22 protein-coding genes are annotated in these 21,816 nt (G+C 54.9%); 12 read left to right on the plus strand and 10 right to left on the minus strand.

Translation table 11 applies throughout. The annotated features are described in order from the left end of the window. Positions 1-20: 20 nt before the first annotated feature. Entirely contained in the window at positions 21-887 is an 867-nt protein-coding gene (locus CJO09_RS06630; RefSeq protein WP_119441659.1) for a VOC family protein, read from the minus strand. 53 nt (positions 888-940) lie between these two features. Further along, positions 941-2,224, minus strand: a complete 1,284-nt coding sequence (locus CJO09_RS06635) for an alpha/beta hydrolase (protein WP_119441660.1) — start codon at positions 2,222-2,224, stop codon at positions 941-943. Between the two features lie 147 nt (positions 2,225-2,371). On the opposite strand from CJO09_RS06635, the gene CJO09_RS06640 reads away from it, so the two are divergent. Continuing rightward, positions 2,372-3,073, plus strand: coding sequence for a TetR/AcrR family transcriptional regulator (locus CJO09_RS06640; RefSeq protein ID WP_119441661.1), 702 nt, complete (start codon positions 2,372-2,374; stop codon positions 3,071-3,073). Between the two features lie 1,108 nt (positions 3,074-4,181). Here the strand turns inward: CJO09_RS06640 and glmS are convergent. Beyond that, positions 4,182-6,014, minus strand: a complete 1,833-nt coding sequence (gene glmS, locus CJO09_RS06650) for a glutamine--fructose-6-phosphate transaminase (isomerizing) (protein WP_119441663.1) — start codon at positions 6,012-6,014, stop codon at positions 4,182-4,184. A gap of 144 nt (positions 6,015-6,158) precedes the next feature. Here glmS and CJO09_RS06655 point away from each other — a divergent pair, with 144 nt between their 5' ends. Continuing rightward, a complete protein-coding gene (locus tag CJO09_RS06655; RefSeq protein ID WP_119441664.1) occupies positions 6,159-6,638 on the plus strand; it encodes an Lrp/AsnC family transcriptional regulator in 480 nt (159 codons plus the stop codon). Here CJO09_RS06655 and CJO09_RS06660 read toward each other — a convergent pair. The 5 genes from CJO09_RS06660 to CJO09_RS06680 are packed head-to-tail and all read right to left on the minus strand — an operon-like array spanning position 6,627 to position 12,233. Then, complete coding sequence (locus tag CJO09_RS06660) at positions 6,627-7,685, minus strand: glycosyltransferase family 4 protein (RefSeq protein ID WP_119441665.1); 1,059 nt, start codon at positions 7,683-7,685, stop codon at positions 6,627-6,629. The two genes, CJO09_RS06655 and CJO09_RS06660, sit on opposite strands and share 12 nt — an antisense overlap. A gap of 30 nt (positions 7,686-7,715) precedes the next feature. Next, the gene (locus tag CJO09_RS06665; RefSeq protein WP_119441666.1) at positions 7,716-9,077 is read right to left on the minus strand and encodes an MFS transporter; all 1,362 of its coding nucleotides are present in this window, start codon (positions 9,075-9,077) and stop codon (positions 7,716-7,718) included. 9 nt (positions 9,078-9,086) lie between these two features. Beyond that, positions 9,087-10,457 (minus strand): bifunctional UDP-N-acetylglucosamine diphosphorylase/glucosamine-1-phosphate N-acetyltransferase GlmU, encoded by a 1,371-nt coding sequence (gene glmU, locus CJO09_RS06670; protein WP_119441667.1) that lies wholly within the window; start codon positions 10,455-10,457, stop codon positions 9,087-9,089. A 30-nt stretch (positions 10,458-10,487) separates the two neighbouring features. Further along, a complete protein-coding gene (locus tag CJO09_RS06675; protein ID WP_179950519.1) occupies positions 10,488-11,363 on the minus strand; it encodes a PhaM family polyhydroxyalkanoate granule multifunctional regulatory protein in 876 nt (291 codons plus the stop codon). A gap of 39 nt (positions 11,364-11,402) precedes the next feature. Beyond that, positions 11,403-12,233, minus strand: a complete 831-nt coding sequence (locus CJO09_RS06680) for an NUDIX hydrolase (protein WP_119441668.1) — start codon at positions 12,231-12,233, stop codon at positions 11,403-11,405. A 231-nt stretch (positions 12,234-12,464) separates the two neighbouring features. Between CJO09_RS06680 and coxB the strand changes: the two genes are divergently transcribed. The 5 genes from coxB to CJO09_RS06705 all read left to right on the plus strand — a co-directional run bounded on the left by coxB (position 12,465) and on the right by CJO09_RS06705 (position 16,565). Continuing rightward, on the plus strand, positions 12,465-13,622 hold the full coding sequence (gene coxB, locus CJO09_RS06685) for a cytochrome c oxidase subunit II (protein ID WP_119441976.1): 1,158 nt from the start codon (positions 12,465-12,467) through the stop codon (positions 13,620-13,622). Between the two features lie 92 nt (positions 13,623-13,714). Next, on the plus strand, positions 13,715-15,307 hold the full coding sequence (gene ctaD / locus CJO09_RS06690) for a cytochrome c oxidase subunit I (RefSeq protein ID WP_114419327.1): 1,593 nt from the start codon (positions 13,715-13,717) through the stop codon (positions 15,305-15,307). A 5-nt stretch (positions 15,308-15,312) separates the two neighbouring features. Further along, entirely contained in the window at positions 15,313-15,417 is a 105-nt protein-coding gene (locus CJO09_RS15930) for a hypothetical protein (RefSeq protein WP_119441669.1), read from the plus strand. Between the two features lie 9 nt (positions 15,418-15,426). Next, complete coding sequence (locus tag CJO09_RS06700; protein WP_114419325.1) at positions 15,427-15,651, plus strand: DUF2970 domain-containing protein; 225 nt, start codon at positions 15,427-15,429, stop codon at positions 15,649-15,651. Positions 15,652-15,689: 38 nt separating this feature from the next. Beyond that, on the plus strand, positions 15,690-16,565 hold the full coding sequence (locus tag CJO09_RS06705) for a cytochrome c oxidase subunit 3 (protein ID WP_114419324.1): 876 nt from the start codon (positions 15,690-15,692) through the stop codon (positions 16,563-16,565). Between the two features lie 64 nt (positions 16,566-16,629). Here the strand turns inward: CJO09_RS06705 and CJO09_RS06710 are convergent, their stop codons facing one another. Beyond that, entirely contained in the window at positions 16,630-16,848 is a 219-nt protein-coding gene (locus CJO09_RS06710; protein WP_114419323.1) for a twin transmembrane helix small protein, read from the minus strand. Positions 16,849-16,884: 36 nt separating this feature from the next. Between CJO09_RS06710 and CJO09_RS06715 the strand changes: the two genes are divergently transcribed. From CJO09_RS06715 to CJO09_RS06735, 5 genes are read left to right on the plus strand one after another with little or no spacing between them, the layout of a single operon-like run. After that, positions 16,885-17,691 (plus strand): SURF1 family protein, encoded by an 807-nt coding sequence (locus CJO09_RS06715; protein WP_119441670.1) that lies wholly within the window; start codon positions 16,885-16,887, stop codon positions 17,689-17,691. 2 nt (positions 17,692-17,693) lie between these two features. Next, positions 17,694-18,365 (plus strand): SCO family protein, encoded by a 672-nt coding sequence (locus CJO09_RS06720; RefSeq protein WP_119441671.1) that lies wholly within the window; start codon positions 17,694-17,696, stop codon positions 18,363-18,365. Positions 18,366-18,372: 7 nt separating this feature from the next. Next, the gene (locus tag CJO09_RS06725; RefSeq protein WP_119441977.1) at positions 18,373-19,383 is read left to right on the plus strand and encodes a COX15/CtaA family protein; all 1,011 of its coding nucleotides are present in this window, start codon (positions 18,373-18,375) and stop codon (positions 19,381-19,383) included. Beyond that, a complete protein-coding gene (gene cyoE, locus CJO09_RS06730; RefSeq protein WP_119441672.1) occupies positions 19,380-20,270 on the plus strand; it encodes a heme o synthase in 891 nt (296 codons plus the stop codon). Before CJO09_RS06725 ends, cyoE begins: the two co-directional genes overlap by 4 nt. Positions 20,271-20,307: 37 nt before the next feature. Continuing rightward, complete coding sequence (locus tag CJO09_RS06735) at positions 20,308-20,910, plus strand: SCO family protein (RefSeq protein WP_119441673.1); 603 nt, start codon at positions 20,308-20,310, stop codon at positions 20,908-20,910. Between the two features lie 47 nt (positions 20,911-20,957). Here CJO09_RS06735 and CJO09_RS06740 read toward each other — a convergent pair whose 3' ends face one another. Beyond that, the gene (locus tag CJO09_RS06740; RefSeq protein WP_119441674.1) at positions 20,958-21,764 is read right to left on the minus strand and encodes an enoyl-CoA hydratase/isomerase family protein; all 807 of its coding nucleotides are present in this window, start codon (positions 21,762-21,764) and stop codon (positions 20,958-20,960) included. Positions 21,765-21,816: the final 52 nt, after the last annotated feature.

A 21,816-nucleotide genomic window follows, 5' to 3' on the forward strand; every position in this document is an offset into this window, starting at 1 on the left:
GTCTCCTCCTGTCTGTTCACTCACGGTTCAATACGTACGGTATCTCTGTCAAAAACGGAAATAGTTCCAGCGACTCCGCCCGTAAATAAGCCGTACCAAATCGCTGGCTTTAAACCTAACGCCTTGCGTTTAAACTCAAGGGGAACCGACGCCTGAACAAGCCAGTAATCGTTATTTAGGTCACTAACTCGACAATCGCTATTTTCAGCGGCAGCATCAACCAACGCTTGGAATTCTGGCACCTTCAATACAGGCAGACCAACACTGCCCGAGGGAAGGTCTGGCAATAGCTTGTTCGCTTTTCGACGCCATATCTCATCTATTGATGCAATACCGGCAACTCCTCCTTCGCGTTCACTCTCCAGAGAAATCGCGGCCTCAACGGTGCGCTCGGCATCATGATAATCACTCGGGTTTAATGCTCTCAATTTACGTGTAATCTCTAAGAAGTACCCGTTAGGATCACGAAAATAAATAGACTCAATCACCTCATGACGCGTTTCGACTGACACATCTACACCCTTATCCTGCAACCGCTCTTTCCAAGAATGTAGCTCTTCCTCGCTATCAACCTGCCAAGCTGTGTGATTCGCGTCCGTTACAAAATCCTCTGGCCACGGTTTAGTCGCTTCACGCCCTGTCATTTCATCTGGTGCTTTCGTTCCAAGATAGTAGAAAAACGCAATCGTGCTTGCCCGTCCGCTATCGAAGAAAAAATGAAGAAAGTCGGGGTGCGTTGCCGGCCCCCACCCTCGCGCCGATATAGCGTGAACGAGATCTAAACCCAATATGTCGCGATAAAACTCAATAGTTTCTTTGAGCTTCCATGTGGGGCGCGCGGTATGGTCTACGCCCTTTAATACAAGACGGCCTGATGAAGCAGTCATATTCCACCTCCTTGAAAGGTTTAACCTGTGAATAGGCACAAAAAGACGACGCTTCACGCAGAGCTTGGGAATCGTTCTCTTAGCCATTTTTGAATTAAGCGTCCTGCAAGGTATCGGCCAGCCTCCTCATCGGCTGCAAGCGCTCGGCCATGATGGTCGCCTTTTACGCGTTCGTGATGCTTGTCTTCTGCCGCAATGTCATTAAAAATTGTCCGTATTGTGGACGGCATGCATGCTTGGTCTCCGGTGTACTCGATAAGCAGCGTTGGCTGTTTTAAGGCAGATGCAGTCTTTTTGAATAATGCATTGGACGACAGCCCTGACCATGTGGACAACCAGCTCTCAGGAGAACACATCCGCGCAAACCCAACTGAACCGTAATTAGATGCGAACGGATTATTTCCCCAAACCGACCCAAGCTCCCGATCCGACGGGTCGAGCGAGCGATCAAAACAATCAAGGTCAGCGTCGGTTCGCCAAACAGTCATGATAGGAGTGTGTGTTGCCATCCTCTTCTCGTACTCATTGGCGTTCCCGGCTTTCAATTTGGCTCTAGCTTCCATACGCTGCGCAATTAATTTATGAGCAACCGCGTCAAGCCGTTCGACACGCTCATGCTGCGCCAGTCGATATCGTTCCACGAACTCAGCTGAATACTTTGCGCCATCTTTACGCGAGATGTAACCATTTTTAGTTGAGAAAGGATCTAGTTCTGGATCAGTAGAAAGCGCATCGTTCTCATTAAGGACGGAAGGGTCGATGCACTTAAGCAACAAGGCCCCCTGACCTGGATGAGGCGCCACCAATATCGAACCATCGACTTGCGGCATCTCAAGCTCAGCCAAACCAGTCGGCCGGCCACCCGGCGTTTTCGCAATTCTCTCGGAAGGCGGCAATGCCGCCTGCTCGACATACAAACTATACAAACCGGTTCCACCCGAATTGCCTAACACGATGACATTCCGAAAACCTACAGCCCGCAAATACGACATTGAAGCCGCGACATCGTATAACGCAATTTCATGCTCCAACCTTAAGTCGTTGCCGACGGAGCGCGGCCACTGAGACCATGCCGCATAACCCGCCTCGACAATATCGGGAATTAAATAATGACACGCCATAAACTCTCGTGGGTGCATAATGCAAATGACGGTTTCCGAACCAGCTTCAGGGCAATACAACGCACCGCCTGTCGCGGCGTTATCTTTGGTTCGCAGCACGACATTGCGCGTGGTTGCGCCCATAGGAAGATCGCGTGGCGTCCAATCGGTGTTGAGAAAGCCCGCCGTTACTTGCTCGCCTTTAGACCCATTTCGACCCGCTATACCCACACTCATGCCTTGATCTCCTTTAATAGATTACTTCTAATATATATTTTGACACTTATGTTAAAAAATTGTCTATATAGTATAAACACCTAGGCAGGAAAACGGGGCTAACTCATATAATTGGCTACTAGCTAAAACTAAAGACGCACGTCGGGCATGGTCAGAAACTCATCAGTAAGCACAAAATCTACTCGCCGAGAACTGCTGAAAGAATCAATTCTAGAAGTAGCATCAACGCTATTCATACAATTGGGGTTTCAAGGTACGAGCATGGGTGATATCGCTAAAGCCATGGGTGTAACGCGAACGGCCATTTACTACTATTTCCGAAACAAAGACGACATACTTCGTGAGTTAACATCCGAAATTACCGGTATGGCGGGGAGAATTGCCTCCGACACGCTTGAGCAAACACCTGAGCCAATTGAAGCGCTAGAAGGATTGGTTCGCAAGCATGCCAGGCTAGTCTTGAGCCTCCCGCTGCAGTTCAGAGTTGTCGAACGCAACGAAGAGCTTCTAGCGCCAATTTTGCGAAAGAAATCAAGAGACTCCCGACGACTGGTACTTGACCGCTTCGTTACGGTTATTGAGGCAGGCATTGCTGCCGGTCAGTTTCGAGACTCCGAGCCAAAGGTGACAGCCTTTGCCTTACTGGGCATGTGCAACTGGTGTGCTTGGTGGTTCAACCCAAAGGGTAAAATCCCGCTTGAACAAGTGGTGGATTCAATTGCCGACTTGGCTTTAAACGCTGTCGTGCGAGAGGAGAACAGACGACTACACACTGGCAGTATCGACGAAACGATGCGTCAACTGCGCGAGGATATAAACTTGTTGGAAATGCGGCTGCAGAAGAAATAAACGGTTAGGAAAGACAATGCTCGAAACCGTCAATACCTACAAAAAACGCATGCAGCACGACCAGAAAAAATAGGTGTGCGCAACTTAGGCCCGTACATTTTCCTGTATCAGGACCTAAGCACTCACCCTTCTTGATTAAAGGCGTAACCAAAGACCTTGAAAAGAAGTGAAACTTACCTGAGGTCGCAGTCACGCTAAACGATAAGCAGCAAGCCACGCTGGTGGGTCAACTCCACGGGAGATCCTTGCTGCTACCCACCTACCTCGCTACGGTCATCAGTACCGTCAAGACTGATGATGATTATCACGTTAGGAAGATAAAGCATGGTGCCAAGAAAGATCTGACTACCCTGCATTACAACAGCAAAATCAACGTCAAGGACATTCCGCTCTAAGCCTATGAATATGCGGTAAACGGCAAACTGGGACTCAACTGAGTGATTGAACGACAATGCATCAAAACGGACAAAACGAGCGATATCGTCAATGATGACAGCGATCGGACCATTGATACAATGAAACACCCTAAGCCCCCCTGGAGCTGTTCTGGCGAGTGATTACTGTCAGTCCGGAAACAATGCAGATCGGACGAGCTTTAGCAAATCTCGTTCTACTGGCATCAGACGGTGCTACAACCACGGACACTCGGAGCCCTATGGCTTAGCCGCATCGAGGTGCAATGCAATTATGGCTGGGACGAGAAGGTTTCCAATCACTTTTATTACGTCCGCGACAAACAACCATAAATGTAAACGCGCCCTAACAGGGGTAAAGTTCAATGATTACTTCGCGCGTCCAGCCTTGCTTTGCTTCTGTTGGGTTATTTCACTCAGAATACTATAAACGTGCTTCCAACCCCCCTTGTTCAGTGAACGAGAGCCGACACAAATACTACCGAAAACGAAAACATCGTCCGGACCTTCCAATCGTTCTCAAATTGCCTGCTATTTTACTATGGCTGCATCGCCTTAAGAACAAAAAAAAGACCGAAGATAATTGAAAGATAGCCGGTTTTGGAAGAAGTTGAGCCCACCCAAAGATCGACAGACTTTATTCCCTTCCGACAGACTTTATTTTCAATCTTCACCAGCGACAAGCAAGCAACCAATCACTCCACCGTCACACTCTTAGCCAAATTCCGCGGCTTATCCACATCCGTCCCCCGCGCACACGCCGCATGATACGCCAGCAACTGCAACGGAATCGTATGCAGAATCGGTGACAACTTCCCATAGTTCTCCGGCATCCGAATCACATGCATCCCAGGGCTGGCCGTAATCCGCGTATCCGCATCCGCAAACACATACAACTCACCGCCACGCGCACGCACCTCCTGCATATTCGACTTCAACTTCTCCAGCAACTCATCGCGCGGCGCAATCGTTACCACCGGCATCTGGTCGGTCACCAGCGCCAGCGGCCCGTGCTTCAACTCCCCGGCCGGATACGCTTCCGCGTGAATATAGCTGATCTCTTTCAGCTTCAGCGCCCCCTCCATAGCAATGGGGTAATGCATACCACGGCCCAGGAACAGCGCATTCTCTTTACTGGCAAAACGGTCGGCCCACGCCATAATTTGCGGCTCTAGCGCCAGCACGGCAGTAATAGCCACGGGCAAATGCCGCAACGCTTTCAGGTAATCGTGCTCCTGGGTTTCGTTAATGCGGCCCTTCACCTGCGCCAGAGCAAGCGTCAGCAGAAACAAGCCGGTAAGTTGCGTGGTAAACGCCTTGGTCGACGCCACGCCAATCTCAACCCCCGCACGCGTCAGGTACGACAACTTGCACTCGCGCACCATGGCGCTGGTACCCACATTGCAAATCGTCAGCGTATGTTCCATACCCTGGCTTTGCGCGTGCTTCAACGCCGCCAGGGTATCGGCCGTTTCGCCCGATTGTGAAATGGTCACCACCAACGTACGCGGGTCGGGCACACTGTCGCGATAGCGATATTCGCTGGCAATTTCCACGTTTACGGGAATCTTGGCCACCGATTCAATCCAGTAACGCGCGGTCATCCCGGCGTAGTAACTGGTGCCGCACGCCAGAATCAACACGCGGTCAATGGTTTTGAATACGTCGTAGGCGCCGTCACCGAACAATTCCGGCGTAATGCTTTGAATGTCTTGCAGGGTGTCGCCCACCGCGCGCGGCTGCTCGAAAATTTCCTTCTGCATGTAATGGCGGTAAGGGCCCAACTCAGCCGCGCCGGTATGAATTTGTACGGTGTGCACTTCGCGCTTCACCTCATTGCCCTGCGCATCCACAATCCATACACGCGACAACTGCAAATCCACTACGTCGCCGTCTTCCAGGTAAATGATCTGGTCGGTGGTGCCGGCCAGCGCCAGCGCATCCGACGCCAGAAAGTTTTCATTCTGACCACACCCCACCACCAGCGGCGAGCCTTGCCGTGCACCCACCACGCGGTGCGGCTCGTCTTGGCAGAACACAGCAATGGCGTAGGCGCCTTCCAAACGGCGTACCGCCGCTTGCACGGCTTCGAACAAGTCGGCCGAATACAGATGATCGATTAAATGCGCAATCACCTCGGTGTCGGTCTGGCTTTCGAACACATAACCGGCCGCTTCCAGCTCTTCGCGCAGTTCGTCGTGGTTTTCAATAATGCCGTTATGCACCAGGGCAATGCGGGCTTTTCCACGACTTTGGCCGGAAAAATGCGGGTGGGCGTTGTGGGTGGCGGGTGCACCGTGCGTTGCCCAGCGCGTATGCGCAATTCCGGTAAAGCCGGCCAGCGCGGTGTCTTGCACCTCGCGCTCCAGTTCCGCCACACGATGCGTGCTGCGGGCGCGCTGCAAGTCGCCGTCTGCATGAACGGCCACGCCGCAGGAATCGTATCCACGATACTCCAGGCGTTTCAAGCCTTCCAGCAATACGGGTACTACATTACGCTGCGCCACAGCGCCAACAATTCCGCACATCGTTCGTTCTCCTTGCACACAAGCCAAATAAGGCAATGGCTTATTGTGCGCAAAGCTGAACGAAATAAGATTTCTTATTTATCTTTAATATGAAATAATATTTCAATAATGTGTAACCATGAAATATTATTTCACAAATAGACGATGGCGCTTACGAAATCCGCAGTCAAACTCGACGACCTGGACATCCGCATTCTGAATGCGCTCCAGCACAATAGCGCGGTGTCGAACCTGGAGCTGGCACAACAGGTACATGCTTCGCCCCCCACCTGCCTGCGGCGGGTACGTCGCCTAACCGAGGCCGGCATCATCGAAAAACAAGTAGCTATTTTGAACCCTGAAAAACTGGGCAACAGCCTCACGGCCATTTGCGAAATCACCCTGAACACCCAAACCGAGCAGGTGTTCGCCGCGTTTGAACAACAGATGCACAAAGAAACGCGGGTTTTGCAGTGTTATCGCGTTTCACCGGGGCCGGATTTCATTCTGGTGGTGCAAGTGGAAGACATGCCCGCCTACCATGCATTGGCACATCGTTTGTTTACCGAGCAAGGCAACATCCGCAATGTGCGCACCTTTTTTTCCGTACACCGCTCGAAATTCAATACCCACTCATTGCTTTAGCGCAGCCTGGTATAGCGCCACATAACGATCGCCCATCACCTTCACATTGTGCTCGCGCAAAACATAGTCATGGGCTTTACGGGTCATTTCCGCACGCAAATCGGGATTCTGAAGTACCTGCTCCAGGTTCTCGGCCATAGTGCGGAAATCACCCACGTCGCACAGCAAGCCACGCCCTTCGGCCAGGCTTTCTTTCAAGCCCCCGGCCCGGGTCGCCACCACAGGCACATTCTGGCTAAACGCATCCAGTACGCTGCTGCCCAACGCCTCCTCTACGGAAGACAAGGCGAACACATCGAACAGCCCATAGACTGCTTCCACGCCCGGCTCGAACCCCGCAAACACATAGTGCTGCGACAAGCCCAGCTCTTTCACCAACTGCCGGGCCGCATCGGACACATCGCCATCACCGCCAAAATGCAAGCACACTATATTCGGGATGGTTTTACGCAACTGGTGAATAGCGCGCACCAATGTTAAGGGGTCTTTCTCACGCGTCAAGGCCGCGCTGGTGCCCACCACCAACTTGTCATTCAGCGCATAACGCTGCTTCAGCTCAGCAATTCGGTCATCATTCAGCGCAGCAGGCTCAATGGCGCTGCGAATAATGGAAACATTCAACCCCAGTCGCCGCGGTTCGACTGCCGCTGCTTCACTAATGGCAACAAACGCATCGACCCGCCGCCATTTCATTGCGGTGCGCGGCTGTTTCGACGGCGTAACCCGAAAAGACGTGCGGCGGGTAAACACCACCAGCCGACCCAACAAGGGTTTCAGCACCGCCAGCCAACTCAGCGTATTGGCGGTTTGCGCGTGCAGAACATCAAACCCGCGTCCGATACACAACAACTTGAAACACGCCCCCAACACCCCTTTCGCCTCGTGCACGGTAAACCCTTGGGCACGCGCCGCCTGCGCCAAAGGCTCACCCGCCCGCGCCAACAATTGGGCGTCTATGCCGCGCTTGCGCAGCTGCTGCAAACACAACAAAGTTTGCCGTTCACCACCGCGCCAGCCACGTTCAAAATTAAGCTGCAATACACGCATAAAAAGTCTGCACCAGGTTGCTTTGTTGCGCTACAACTGCAAGTCGGGCGTGGGGTTGAAATGGCGCACGACATTAATGATCACGGCCAGCAAAGCGCAAACAATGCTAACGGAAATGGACACAACCGGGCCGTTATCGCCGCCCAGTTGGAACGCTATGGCCGCCAATGCAGTACCCACACTTTGCCCCAACACCCTCGTGGTGGCCTGCAAGCCGCCGGCCGCACCACTTCTGCGCCGAGGCGCCCCGGCCAACATGGCGCGGTTGTTCGGGGTTTGGAAAAAGCCCACGCCAATCCCACTTAGTACCATCGGCGCCAACATGGCGTAATGGGGCGAATCAAGCGGCATCAATACTGTCCAAATCAGCCCCGCCCCGGTTAAACCGGCCCCAATAATGCACAAGATGGCCACACGATACCGATCTGACATCCAGCCTGCAATGGGTGCCATACTGGCCACGCCCACCGACCAGGCGGCCAGCAGCACCCCAACCTGCCCATAACTGTAATCCAGCATATGAATTAAATAAAACGGCAGCGCCACCATGGCCGACATCTGCGAGGCAAACGAAGCCAACGACGCACTAACGGCAAAGGCAATGGGCTGAATACGCAATAAATCAAGCGGCACCAACGGCGCCTCCTGCCTGCCCGCGCGCCTGAACAACCACCAACCGGCAATGCACGACACTCCCAGGAACCCCAGCGCCCACACCAAATTCGACACCAGCATGTCGAGCCCGACCACAAACAAACCGAAGGTGATCATACTCAAGCCGCACGACAGCCAATCGAAACGTTTGCTGGTGCGCGGCACATCGGGCAAAGCCCGCAAACCGAACAACAACGCCACACACACCGGCGTATAAACAACAAACGTCCAGCGCCACGACGAAAGCTCAATAATGAAGGCACCAATGGCCGGCCCCAACACAGCCAGAATACCCACCACCAAAGAACTCAAACTCACACCCAGCCCCAGTTGCCGCATGGGGTAAATATTGCGCACCAAACCGCCGAAAAGGCTCATTAACATAGCCGAACCAATTCCTTGCACGACCCGCGCAATCAACAACATGGAGAACGACGTAGAGAACGCACACGCGAGCGCACCCACCATGAAAATAGTGGAACCCAGTCCGTACATTTGCCGAAAACCAATGCGCTCAGCCACCGCCGAAGAAGGCAAAATACCCACTAACACCGTAACGGTATAGGCGATCATGACCCATACCACCAAACCCGGCGACACATTCAGATCGGTTGCAATATCAGGCAGCGCCACGTTGGCGGCCGCCATATCCCACGACACCAACGCCAACCCCGCCATCAGCACCACCATCGCCCAAAGGCGACGCGGCATGGGCAAGCCATCTTTGAATTCGGTCATGTTAAATGCCTACTGCTTTTTTTCCGGCCGCTTCCAGTGATCTATCGTGGTTTGCCGTGAGCGCGACAACGTTAACTTGCCGGCGGGCGCATCTTTGGTTAGCGTGGTGCCGGCCCCCAGCGTGGCCCCTTTCCCCACACGAACCGGTGCAACCAACTGCGTGTCTGAACCAATAAAGGCGTCGTCTTCAATAATGGTTTGGAATTTGTTCACGCCGTCGTAATTGCAAGTGATGGTGCCGGCACCAATATTCACGCGCTCGCCCACGTGGGCATCGCCAATGTACGCCAAATGGTTCGCTTTCGACCCTTTACCCAAACGGCTTTTCTTGATTTCCACAAAATTGCCCACATGCGCCTGTTCGCCCACTTGTGCACCTGGGCGCAGGCGCGCATAAGGGCCGATACGGGCCTGTGCACCCACCACTGCGTCTTCGATATGGCTGAACGCTTCAACCAACGACCCAGCGCCAATTGTCGCGGCTTTCACCACGCAGTGCGGCCCCACACGCACACCGTCTTCCAGCACGACATCGCCTTCAAACACACAACCCACATCGATGAACACGTCGCGCCCACATTGCAGGGTGCCACGCAAATCAAAACGGGCCGGGTCGGCTAGCGTGACGCCCTGCTCAAGCAGGCGCCGCGCCTGCTCCGCCTGCCACAAGCGCTCAAGCTGAGCCTGCTGAACCCGGCTGTTAACACCCAGAGTTTCATAAGCAGCTGAAGGATGAGCGGACCCCACCGTCACGCCGTCGCGAACCGCCAGGCCCACCACGTCCGTCAGGTAATACTCACCTTGAGCATTGTTGTTGGAAACTTGCCCCAGCCATTCAATGAGCTTGCCTGTGGGCGCTGCAAGAATGCCCGTATTCACCTCGTTAATGGCGCGTTCTGCATCGTTGGCATCTTTGTGTTCCACAATGCGCTCTACGTGGCCGCTTGAACCCCGCACAATGCGGCCGTAGCCGGTAGGATCCGCCAGCTTTTCGGTAAGAATCGCCAAGCCGCCATGGCGCGCTTCCAACAGACTTTCCAGGGTGGCCGATTGCACCAAAGGCACGTCGCCATACAACACCAAGGTCGCCCCGCTCGGATCGGCCTGCTGCAATAACGGAATAGCCTGCATAACGGCATGGCCGGTGCCCTGCTGCGGGCTTTGCAATACAAAATCCAAATCGGCGGCATGCGCGAAGGCTTCTTTCACCGTTTCGGCGCCGTGCCCCACTACCACAACAATACGGCCCGGATTCAATAACCGGGCCTGATCAATAACGTGTGCCAGCATGGGTTTGCCGGCAACAGGGTGAAGCACTTTAGGCAGGCTGGACTGCATACGCTTACCCAACCCTGCTGCCAGAATCACAATATTCAACATGAATAAAACACTTTCAGGAAAGTTTGCTGATCAACCTGCTGCTTTTTTCGCCGCAGAACGTTTGCGGGCGGCTGTTTTACGCGCCGCGCCGGTTTTTTTGCGCGCCGCGCCGGTTTTTTTGCGCGCCGCGCCGGTTTTTTTGCGCGCCGCGGCCCCGGTTGGCTTGCGTGCACGCGCAGCCGCCGTCCGTTTCGGCGCTGAAGCCGTTGACATCGTGCTTTTGGCGTCGGCCGACGAGGCGGAAGCACCCGCTGCCTTTTTAGCACCGGAACCTGTCTTGCCGGGGGAGTCTTCAGTTGCCGTACCGGCCGAGGTAGCCGACGCCAACGTATTGAATTGGTTTTGCAACATCGACCACCAGGCCTGGGCCGCTTCGGACCCCTGTTGCATGGCTTCTGCGCCTTGCCTCATTGCGTCGGCACTGGCATCTGCCTCACCTTGCGGTGATGCCCCGCCGGCCTTCTTGCCCGCTGCACCGGCTGGGTCGTGCTCTGTTGCAGGTGCCGGTTTAATTTTGGCCTGCCCCGACGGTTTCAAACCCAGCGCCACCTCTAGTGCCGAAGGGTTGTCACCATTGCCGGTCATGCCTTCAGGCGAAACAAAAGACTTTAATGTAGAAATAGTGGCGCGCTGAACCTCCAGGCCCTGAATAGTGCTGGTGAGCATCGACAAGTTCATGCGCAACCAGTTTTCAACGGTACGTAACTCGGCAATACGGCGGTCGAGATCTTCAATATTCATGGGCGGCGCGGCCAGCCCAAGCCCGTGCGAGGCACCCGCCTGAGCCAGGTTATCCCAGGCCTGACGCATCATTTCAATACTGGCCAGCATGGGGTTGTGCCCAAAATCACCTTGTTGACCAAGCCCCGGGAACATAAACGGATTACTGTTATTCGATTGAGTCATAGCGCCTCCGCACCAACGTTAGCAAGGAACAAAACCATTTTACGCAGTTTGCATCAGGCGTGACCGTAAACTGTCCAAAATAACCAGCGATGCCTCCAGGGTGAACTGTTCTTCCGTGAGCAACTGCCATAGCTGTTCAGGCGTCACCGCCATAATTTCACTCACTTCGCCGTCGATATTACGCGGCGTCACGGAGTCGGCCAGCACGCACTCGCTGATCAAGACATCTTCCACTTGGTAGCCTTCCGGCAAGCGACGATGCATACGCACAATGGTGCGCATTGGATCGCGCTGTGCGATATCAGTTTCAGCCAAACCCGCCTCTTCGTAACTTTCGCGCACCAATGCCGTGTCCATATCTTCACCCGCGCCGGCCAATCCACCTACCAGGGTGTCCAGCATGTCAGGGTCGGTGCTTTTTGTAGCGGAACGCCGCGCCACATATAAACGCCCGTCCGGAGTCCAGGCATTCAAGTGCACTGCGCGCGTCAGCAAACCCATTGGGCGGACCGCGGCGCGTTCAATCGCACCCAGGCGACAACCTTCACCCACGACATCCAATAGCTCATCGCGCCAGCCGCGCGCGCAACCGGCTTCTTTAAGCGCCACGGCCACATTGGCCAAAAGCGCGTTCAACGCCGCAGAAGGGTTCACAAAGCGCGCGCCCACATGCACCGCCTCGTGCTCGACCCGGACCCCTTCAAGCGCCTGCACCGCCTCGGTTGCCCGTGCAGTGATCCAGCCACACACCCGACCCGCAATCGTAAGGGGCCGGGAACCCGGCGGAGGCAATTGTTGCAGACGCGGATGAAGCGCTTCAAGACGTGCCTGAACCTGGCTTAGCGTAAGGGATTCAATGTGTGCATTCATGCGCAAATTGTAGTGTAAGACGGCCCCATTGCCCCACGACCGCCGCAGGTTCGTTATAATTCTGCGGTTTAGACGTAATTCAATGGGGCATAGTCCGGGTGGGTCTGTCGTGCACAGGCCGTTTGTACTCGTCCTTGCCATCTGATAATTGTGCTCACGCCGCAGGCCGGCTTACCCATGCCTGCCGGTCAACGCCGGGAACGGCAGGGCACACTGTATTTCGAGGTCAGCATGAAGAAGTTGAGAGGGGTACTGGGCACCAGCGCATTGCTATTTGCAAGTGTGGCCGGTGCGCAGGTGAAAGATATGCCGGGGGGTCCAAGGGTCAACCAGCTGAATCTGCCGGAAGGGGTTACCCAGATTGCCAGCGATATTGTTTGGTTGCACTGGATGATGCTTATCATCTGTACGGTCATCTTCATTGGCGTATTCGGGGTCATGTTTTACTCCATCGTCCGCCACCGCAAGGCCGCCGGCTTCAAGCCTTCCAAGTTCCACGAGCACGTGGGTGTGGAAGTGGCCTGGACGGTTATCCCTTTCCTTATTGTGGTAGCCATGGCGCTGCCCGCCACCAAAACCGTGGTGGCCATGAAAGACACCTCCAGTGCCGACCTCACTGTTAAGGTTACCGGCTATCAATGGAAATGGGGCTACGAATACGTCGACGGCGCGGCTGAAGGCGTCAGCTTCCTCTCGAACCTGAGCACCCCCATGGCACAGCGCCTGGGTAAAGAACCCCCCGGAGAGTTCTATCTCATGGAGGTCGACCAGCCACTGGTTGTGCCGGTCGACAAGAAAGTACGTATTGTGCTGACCGCCGGCGACGTCATCCACTCCTGGATGGTGCCCGAATTAGGTGTTAAGCAAGACGCCATTCCCGGCTTCCTGCGCGACACCTGGTTCCGTGCCGAAAAAATTGGTACCTATCGCGGCCAGTGTGCAGAGCTCTGTGGTAAAGACCACGCCTACATGCCCATTGTGGTCAACGTCGTCTCGCAAGACGACTTCAACGCCTGGGCGCAAGAGCAGCAGAAAGCCTTGGCCAACGCAGCCGACGACCCAACCAAAGAGTGGACCAAAGAAGAACTCATGACACGTGGCGAGCAGGTTTACGCTGCCAACTGCGTTGCATGCCACCAGGCCAACGGCAAGGGCACACCGGGCGCGTTCCCTGCGCTCGACGGCTCACAAGTGGTTCTGGGCCCAATGAAAACACAGCTTGAAACCGTGTTGAATGGGGTTCAGGGCACAGCCATGGCGGCCTTCCGCGACCAGCTTAACGATGTGGAAATTGCTGCTGTCAGCACCTACATCCGCAACGCCTGGAGCAATGAAGGCAAAGGTGAAGACCCGGTTGTTCAACCTGCCGAAGTCACCGCCTTGCGCTAGGCGCAACGTTGTTAACGTAGTTTATTCGCTAGTTTTTTCTACCGGGGTCGCGCTGGAACACACGGCCCCGGCAAAGTAGGAAGGAGTCCACCATGAGCAGTATCACTGCCGATCACACCCACGGGCACGACGATCACGCCCATGGCGCCCCCAAGGGGTGGCGCCGTTGGCTGTTCGCCACGAACCACAAAGACATCGGGACGATGTACCTCATCTTCTCGTTCCTTATGCTGCTGGAAGGCGGTACCCTGGCTTTGTTGCTGCGTACCGAGCTATTCGAACCCGGCCTGCAGTTTTTCCAGCCGGAACTGTTCAACCAGTTCACCACCATGCACGGCATTATTATGGTGTTCGGCGCCATCATGCCGGCCTTCGTAGGCTTCGCCAACTGGATGATTCCGCTGCAAATCGGCGCCTCCGACATGGCCTTTGCCCGCATGAACAACTTCAGCTTCTGGCTGTTGCCGGTCGGTGCCATTCTGTTTACGGCATCCTTCTTCGTTCCGGGCGGTGCCATGGCGGCGGGCTGGACAATGTACGCGCCGCTTACGCTGCAAATGGGCGCCGGCATGGACCTGGCCATTTTTGGTGTGCACATTCTGGGTGCTTCATCCATTATGGGCGCCATCAACATTATCGTCACCATTCTGAACATGCGCGCACCCGGCATGACGCTCATGAAAATGCCGCTATTCTGCTGGACTTGGCTCATTACGGCATACCTGCTTATTGCCGTGATGCCCGTGTTGGCCGCCGCCGTAACCATGCTGCTCACCGACCGCCACTTCGGCACCGCGTTCTTCAACGCCGCGGCGGGTGGTGACCCTGTTCTGTATCAGCACGTGTTCTGGTTCTTCGGTCACCCCGAGGTCTACATTATGATTCTGCCGGCCTTTGGCATCGTGTCCGCCATCGTGCCTGCATTCTCGCGCAAGCGTTTGTTCGGCTATGCCTCCATGGTGTATGCAACGGCCGCCATTGCCATTCTTTCCTTCTTGGTATGGGCGCACCACATGTTCACCACCGGCATGCCGGTAACCGGACAGTTGTACTTCATGTACGCCACCATGCTTATTTCGGTGCCCACCGGCGTGAAGATCTTCAACTGGGTGGCCACCATGTGGCGCGGCTCCATGAGCTTTGAAACCCCAATGTTGTTCTCGATCGGCTTTATCTTCGTGTTCACCATCGGCGGCTTTACCGGCCTGATCCTGGCTGTGGCGCCCATCGATATCGCCGTGCACGATACCTACTATGTGGTGGCGCACTTCCATTACGTGTTGGTGGCCGGCTCGTTGTTCGCCCTGTTCGGCGGTGCGTACTACTGGCTGCCCAAATGGACAGGCCGTATGTACGACGAACGCCTGGCCAAATGGCACTTCTGGTCAACCATGATTTCCTTTAACGTCACTTTCTTCCCCATGCACTTCCTGGGTCTGGCCGGCATGCCGCGTCGCTATGCCGACTACGCAGCACAGTTCACCGATTTCCACCAGGTGGCCACAATTGGCGCATTCTGGTTCGGTCTGTCGCAGCTGATCTTCATCTATGTTGTGCTGAAGGCTTACTCAGGTCGCGGCGAACCCGCTCCCGCCAAGCCATGGGAAGGCGCTGAAGGCCTCGAGTGGACGGTGCCCTCACCTGCACCCTTCCACACATTCGAAACGCCACCAGAAGTGAAGTAACGTTTATGACACCCGAACAACGCCGCCGCAATCGTATCACCGGCCTTATCCTGGCAGTTATCGTATTTGCCATTATGGGGTGGGTGTTCTACCGCGGCGGCATCGGCTAAAGTAGGTTTATGAGCAACGATCTGAAGGAACTGTCCAAGCGCAAGCTCAATTTCTTCCAAACAGTGAAAGCCGTTTTGTGGGGATTTTTTGGGGTACGCAAGGGCAAAGGCTACAACGAGGACATTGAACGCCTTAATCCGGTTCATTTAATCATTGCGGCCGTTATCGCCACCGTTATCTTCGTGGTAGGGCTGGTGCTAATAGCGCAATGGTTCGTTGCCCAAGCGGTTTAATGTATTTGTAAAATTTAAATAATTCGTAGGAGAACACCATGAGTGCAGGTCACTCGGCCAACGGCAATCAGGCACCTTACTACTACGTGCCCGCCGACTCCGTGCATCCGGTGCGCGCCAGTATTGCTTTGTTATTCGTTTTGCTGGGCGCAGCCCTTTGGGTTAACAGTATTGCCGCCGGCCCCTGGCTGGTGCTGGTTGGCTTGCTGTTCCTGTTTTTCGTATTGTGGGGCTGGTTTGGCGATGCCATCCGGGAATCTGAAACCGGCATGAACAGTGCCCGGGTCGACGTCTCCTATCGCTGGAGCATGGCCTGGTTCATTTTCTCGGAAGTGATGTTCTTCGCCGCGTTCTTCGGGTCGCTGTGGTACGTGCGTGAAATCACCACCCCATGGCTGTCCGACATCGACCACCGCAACTTGTTGTGGCCGAACTTCTCGGGCACCTGGCCAAACCTCGGGCCGGCAGGCGTCGTGGAAGCGTTCCAAACAGTGGGTCCGTTCTGGCTGCCCACTATTAATACGGCCTTGCTGCTTACTTCGGGTTTGACGCTTACCATTTCGCACCACGCACTGCGTGAAAACCACCGGGGCAAAACAGCGTTCTGGTTGGCCGCCACCATTGTTCTGGGTTTCGTCTTCGTAGGCGTTCAGGCTTACGAATACATGCATGCGTATGCCGACCTGAACCTGCGCTTTGATTCCGGCGCATATGGCTCATTGTTCTACATGCTTACCGGCTTCCACGGCTTCCACGTCATTCTGGGTGCCACGATGCTTACCGTGATTTTGTTCCGTTTACTTAAGGGGCATTTCACGGCAAACAACCACTTCGGCTTCGAAGGGGCTGCGTGGTATTGGCACTTCGTCGACGTCGTGTGGCTGGGCCTATACCTGTTTGTGTACTGGTTCTAAAAGTTGCCCAAGCGCCCGGCTATGCGCCGGGCACGTTAAAGCCGGTCGACATGACCGGCTTTTTTTATGGCTGAACAGGCCGGAACGTAATGCCGGTACTTTCAATCCAGCCCTGGTGATGGGCCAGCAATACAAATAAAAACAACAGAATTGAAAGCCCAATTCTGACGGTTAAAGCGTTAACGGTTCGATTCGAGCCACCTTTGTCACGCATTAGGTAAATAAACGCCGACGCCAGGCTGGCCAAAATACCCAGAAACGCCAGAATCACAATAATGCGCATGATCAGCTCCCCCGAGAAACTATAATTATCGCAGACATGACGCAAGCAAACCTTCCTCTTCGCACCCTATCGGCACTTATTACACTGGCCATTGTGGCGGCAGTGTGCTTTTCTCTCGGGCAATGGCAACTCGACCGCGCCGCCGAACGCGAGGCGATTCTGGAGCGAATAAATGCGGGTCGCGCCATGGCGCCACTGGCGCTGCGCGTACAAACCCCCGCGGCACAGCTTACGCCGTGGCGTCGTGTTCAGGCAACGGGCCAATGGCTTGATCAGTTCACCGTATTATTGGCGAACCGCAACCACGAAGGGCGACCAGGGTACTGGGTGGCGACGCCTTTGGAGCTGGAATCGAACCAAGCCGTTCTCGTTTTAAGAGGCTGGATTCCGCGCCCCATCGGGGCCGGCCAAAGCCTGCCGGAACTGAGCGGCGCAGCAGGCACACAAACCATCGAAGGTGAGTTGCTAAGCCATATTCCACGGCTCCTTGAACTCTGGTCTTTTGGCTCGGCCAACACCGAGTCGCCTCTAGAACAACCCAACTGGAAAGAACACCATTCGCCGCCGGAGTTGCAAAATTTATCGCTGCAAGACGCGGAACGGGCAACCGGGCTAAAATTGCTTCCTGCTGTTGTGCAACAAACATCCGCCGACCGGCTTCCAAATGGAACACCGCTCATTCAAGACTGGGCCGCCCCACAAACCGACGCCGATAAAAATCGCGGTTACGCACTGCAATGGTTTATTTTTGCGCTTATTGCAGTGGGTGCATGGCTGGTCGTTGCATGGCGCGCATGGCAACGCAGGCGCAAAGTAGCGTCACCTTCCCACTTCAAGGAATAACTGTGGTCAGCAACACCTCTTCTCCGTCTCCGAATCCGCAGAAAAAGCGTTCGATTCAACCTCTGATCTGGATCTTCGTACTATGCATCGCACCGGTTGTCGCCGCGCTACTGGCCTATTACGTGCCGGCTCTGGGGCTGCGCCCCGATGAGGTTACCAACTACGGAAAGCTGGTTCAGCCCCAGCGGCCCACGCCGCCGGCCAATGAGTTGAACCTCACCACGCTAGACGGCGAGCCGTTCGACTTGCAAAGCCTGCAAGGGCAATGGGTCTTGCTCACGGCCGATCAGGGTGCCTGCCCGGAATCCTGCGTGGAAAAACTGTTTATTTTGCGAAACTCGCATGCCAGCCAGGGTAAAAATGTTGATCGTGTCGTGCGTGTTTGGCTGATTACCGACGACACACCCGTGCCGAGCAAAGTCATGGAAGCGTATGGCTCAACCATCATGCTGCGCGCCCAGCCGGAACAACTCGCCCAGTTCCTGACCACCAATACAGTCGACAATGCCGACACGCTCAATCAGACACAAGCTTTAACCCAGCCCATGTGGATCATCGACCCACTGGGCAACTTGATGCTTGAATTCCCGCCCGATGACGCCCCGGCGGAAGTGCGTGGCCCCGAAGTGCGCCAAGACCTCAGCAAGCTGCTCTACAACTCCAGAATTGGTTAGGCCGATGTTGGAACGTATCAGAACACGCTATCGGAAGCTGGTGTTTTTTACCTGGTTCTTAACGCTCGACCTCATTATGTTCGGCGCCTTCGTGCGCTTAACCGATTCGGGCCTGGGTTGCCCCGACTGGCCGGGGTGCTACGGCAAAATCACCCCCATCGGCGCGGCCGATCATATTCGCCAGGCCTACGAGGCCATGCCGTATGGCCCGGTCAGTTTTCCCAAAGCGTGGATCGAGATGATCCACCGCTATGTCGGCGCTTTCCTGGGGCTGTTGATTATTTTCATCGTCATCATGGCCTGGCGGCATCGAAAAACACTGGGGCATACCCCAAAACTGGCAATCGCCACGCTGGTTGCGGTCTGCCTGCAAGGGGCATTCGGCGCCTGGACCGTCACACACAAATTAATGCCCATCATCGTCACAGCACATTTGCTGGGCGGTATGCTGCTGCTGGCAATGATGACCTGGCTGGCCGCCCGTGAAAAACAGCATGAACGCATTTCCGTTGCCGCGTTGCGGTGGCAACCCTGGATGCTGGTCGGCTTTGTGCTGCTGTTCGTTCAAATTGCCCTGGGCGGCTGGGTCAGTACCAATTACGCCGCACTGGCCTGCATGGACTTCCCCACCTGCAACGGTCAATGGGTGCCCGCCATGGATCTGCAAAACGGCTTTTCATTGATCCGGGGCCTGGGTGAGCTGCCTGGCGGTGAGATGATTTCCCAGGAAGCCTTGGTGGGCATCCACTGGATTCACCGTAACTTCGCCTGGGTCGTATTCGCCTATCTGGGAACACTGGCCTGGCAAATGCGGGCCGAACCCGGCTTGCGCACGCCCGCCACATGGGTACTGGCTTTACTATGCGCCCAGTTGTTCACCGGCCTGACCACCATCTTCTTCGAATGGCCGCTGCTAATCGCCGTACTGCACAACGGCGGGGCCGCCGGGCTTGTTTTAATGAGCACAACCTTGTTGGTCCGCATCGCCGGTGCGCGACCGACTACAATACCGGTATGAGTACCGCATCAATTCATTCTTCGAACCTGTGGCGCCAGTATTGGGTGCTAACCAAACCGCGTGTCACCCAACTGGCGGTGTTCTGTGCCGTGATCGGCATGTTTCTGGCCAGCCCAGGTCTGCCGCCATGGCAACCTGTTATTGCCGGTATTGTCGGCATTTGGCTTTTGGCGGCGGCCGCCTTCGCGATTAACTGCCTCATCGAGCAGGAGGTCGACGCCAAAATGCTGCGCACCGCGCGGCGCGCCACCGCACAAGGCACCATCACCAATACCCAGGTTTTAGTGCTATCGGGCTTACTGGGCGGTGCCGGGATGCTGGTGCTATACCACTGGGTTAACCCCCTAACCATGTGGCTCACCTTCGCCACATTTGTAGGGTACGCCATTATCTACACCATTATTCTTAAGCCGCTGACACCGCAGAATATTGTGATTGGGGGGCTTTCAGGTGCCATGCCTCCGGCGCTGGGCTGGGCGGCGGTGGCCAATTCAGTTCCCGCCGAAGCCTGGATTCTGGTGCTGATTATCTTTATCTGGACACCACCGCATTTCTGGGCACTGGCCTTGTACCGTAATACCGATTACGCCCAATCGGGCCTGCCCATGCTGCCCGTTACCCACGGCCAGCAATTTACCCGTTTGCATATTTTTCTATATAGCCTGGTGCTGTTCGCCTCAACGCTACTGCCGTTCATGGTACGCATGAGCGGCCTGCTGTATCTGGTGTGTGCCTTTGTACTGAGCGGTCTTTTCGTTTGGTATGCCTGGAAACTGTATAAAAACTATTCCGACGCACTGGCACGCAAACTGTTCCGCTTTTCCATTTTGTATCTATCGCTCTTGTTCCTGGCCCTGCTGATCGATCACTGGGTTCTGCTTATTTAACGTAAAGCATCCCGTAGCCCAAAGTTCCACTCAACTTATGTTCCTTCAACCCTCAAAACGCCGCTTTCTGAAAGCCTGTGCCGCAGGAAGTGTTGCATTGGCCCTTGCGGGGTGCGGCGAACAGAACACGACCCCCTCCTTTCACGGTTCCGACATCAGCGGCAGTGGCCTGGGCGCCGATCTGAACATGACCGACCACACCGGCCAAACCCGCACACTGGCCGACTTCAACGGCAAAGCCCTGCTGGTATTTTTCGGGTTCACCCATTGCCCCGACGTTTGCCCGACCGCCATGGCGCAGCTGGCGCAAACCATGCAGGTGCTGGGCGAAGAAGCACAAAATGTTCAGGTGGCCATGATCAGCGTCGACCCCGAGCGCGACACGCCCGAACGCCTTGCGCAATACGTTAAAGCGTTCCATCCCGACTTTATCGGCTTAACCGGCACACCTGAACAGCTTAAGCAAACGGCCGGCTCTTTCCGTGCCTTCTACGGCAAGGTGGAACAAGGCGACGGTGACTACAGCATGGATCACAGCGCGTCGTTCTACTTATTCGACAAAGAAGGCAACGCGCGTGTGCTCATTCGCCCCGATGCCGGCCCGCAGCAAATAGCAGACGATGTTATGGTACTACTATAAAAATTAACAACTGCCAAGCGCCACTCAAGCAAAATCCTGGCGTTCGTTCATGTACCGTTAAACTTTGCAGACCGCTTACTATGAAACGCCTCGACCCCCTCACGAAAATCGTTGGAAGAACGTAAGCGACTATAGCAATGCCCTTCGAGGTCTATCGCGGTCGTTAACGAGGCATCCTCGGTTTCATTCAGCAACTTTTTTGCCGTCCGCTGAGCCAGGGGTGAAAACTTACGCAACTCATCGACTAAGGCATCTGTGGCCTTTTCAAGCTCGTCGTCGCTGACGCACTCAGTCACTACACCCCAATCATAAGCCTGTGCTCCGGATATACGACGCGATCGCATCACCACGTCTTTCGTGCGTGTAATCCCCACCATTTTTTGCAATCGCGCCGACCCGCCAGAGCCTGGAATCTGACCTAATTTCTGTTCTGGCAAAGCATACTGTACAGTGTCGGAAGCAATACGAAAATCACAAGCCAGGGAAATTTCAAATCCTACTCCAAAGCAATAACCTCGGTTAGCAACAATAACTGGCTTAGAGCAACGAGCCGGCGCAGCAACATTCCAGGCCAATTGCGATACATGCTCGGGAGAGGCTTCAAGAAAACCCTTAATGTCACCACCACTTGAAAAATGCTCGCCCTCAGCGCGAAGCACAATCACTCGCACATCTGAATTATGGTCTAATGACTCAAAAACCAAACGCAATTGATCGCGCTGTTCCATCGAGATAACATTAAAGGGTGGGCGATTAAGTACAATGTCAGCTCGCTCTCTCGAGACATCAATTTCGACAGAAAACCCATCTAACTCGGACAAGAGCATATGGGCTGGGTGGATCAAGTTTTCCATTTTGCATTCCTTTGACAACGTAATAAACCAGCAGATCGCCAACACAGGCAAT

It is taken from the genome of Neopusillimonas maritima, from assembly GCF_003576595.1.
In the GTDB taxonomy this organism is placed as follows: Bacteria; Pseudomonadota; Gammaproteobacteria; order Burkholderiales; family Burkholderiaceae_B; genus Neopusillimonas; species Neopusillimonas maritima.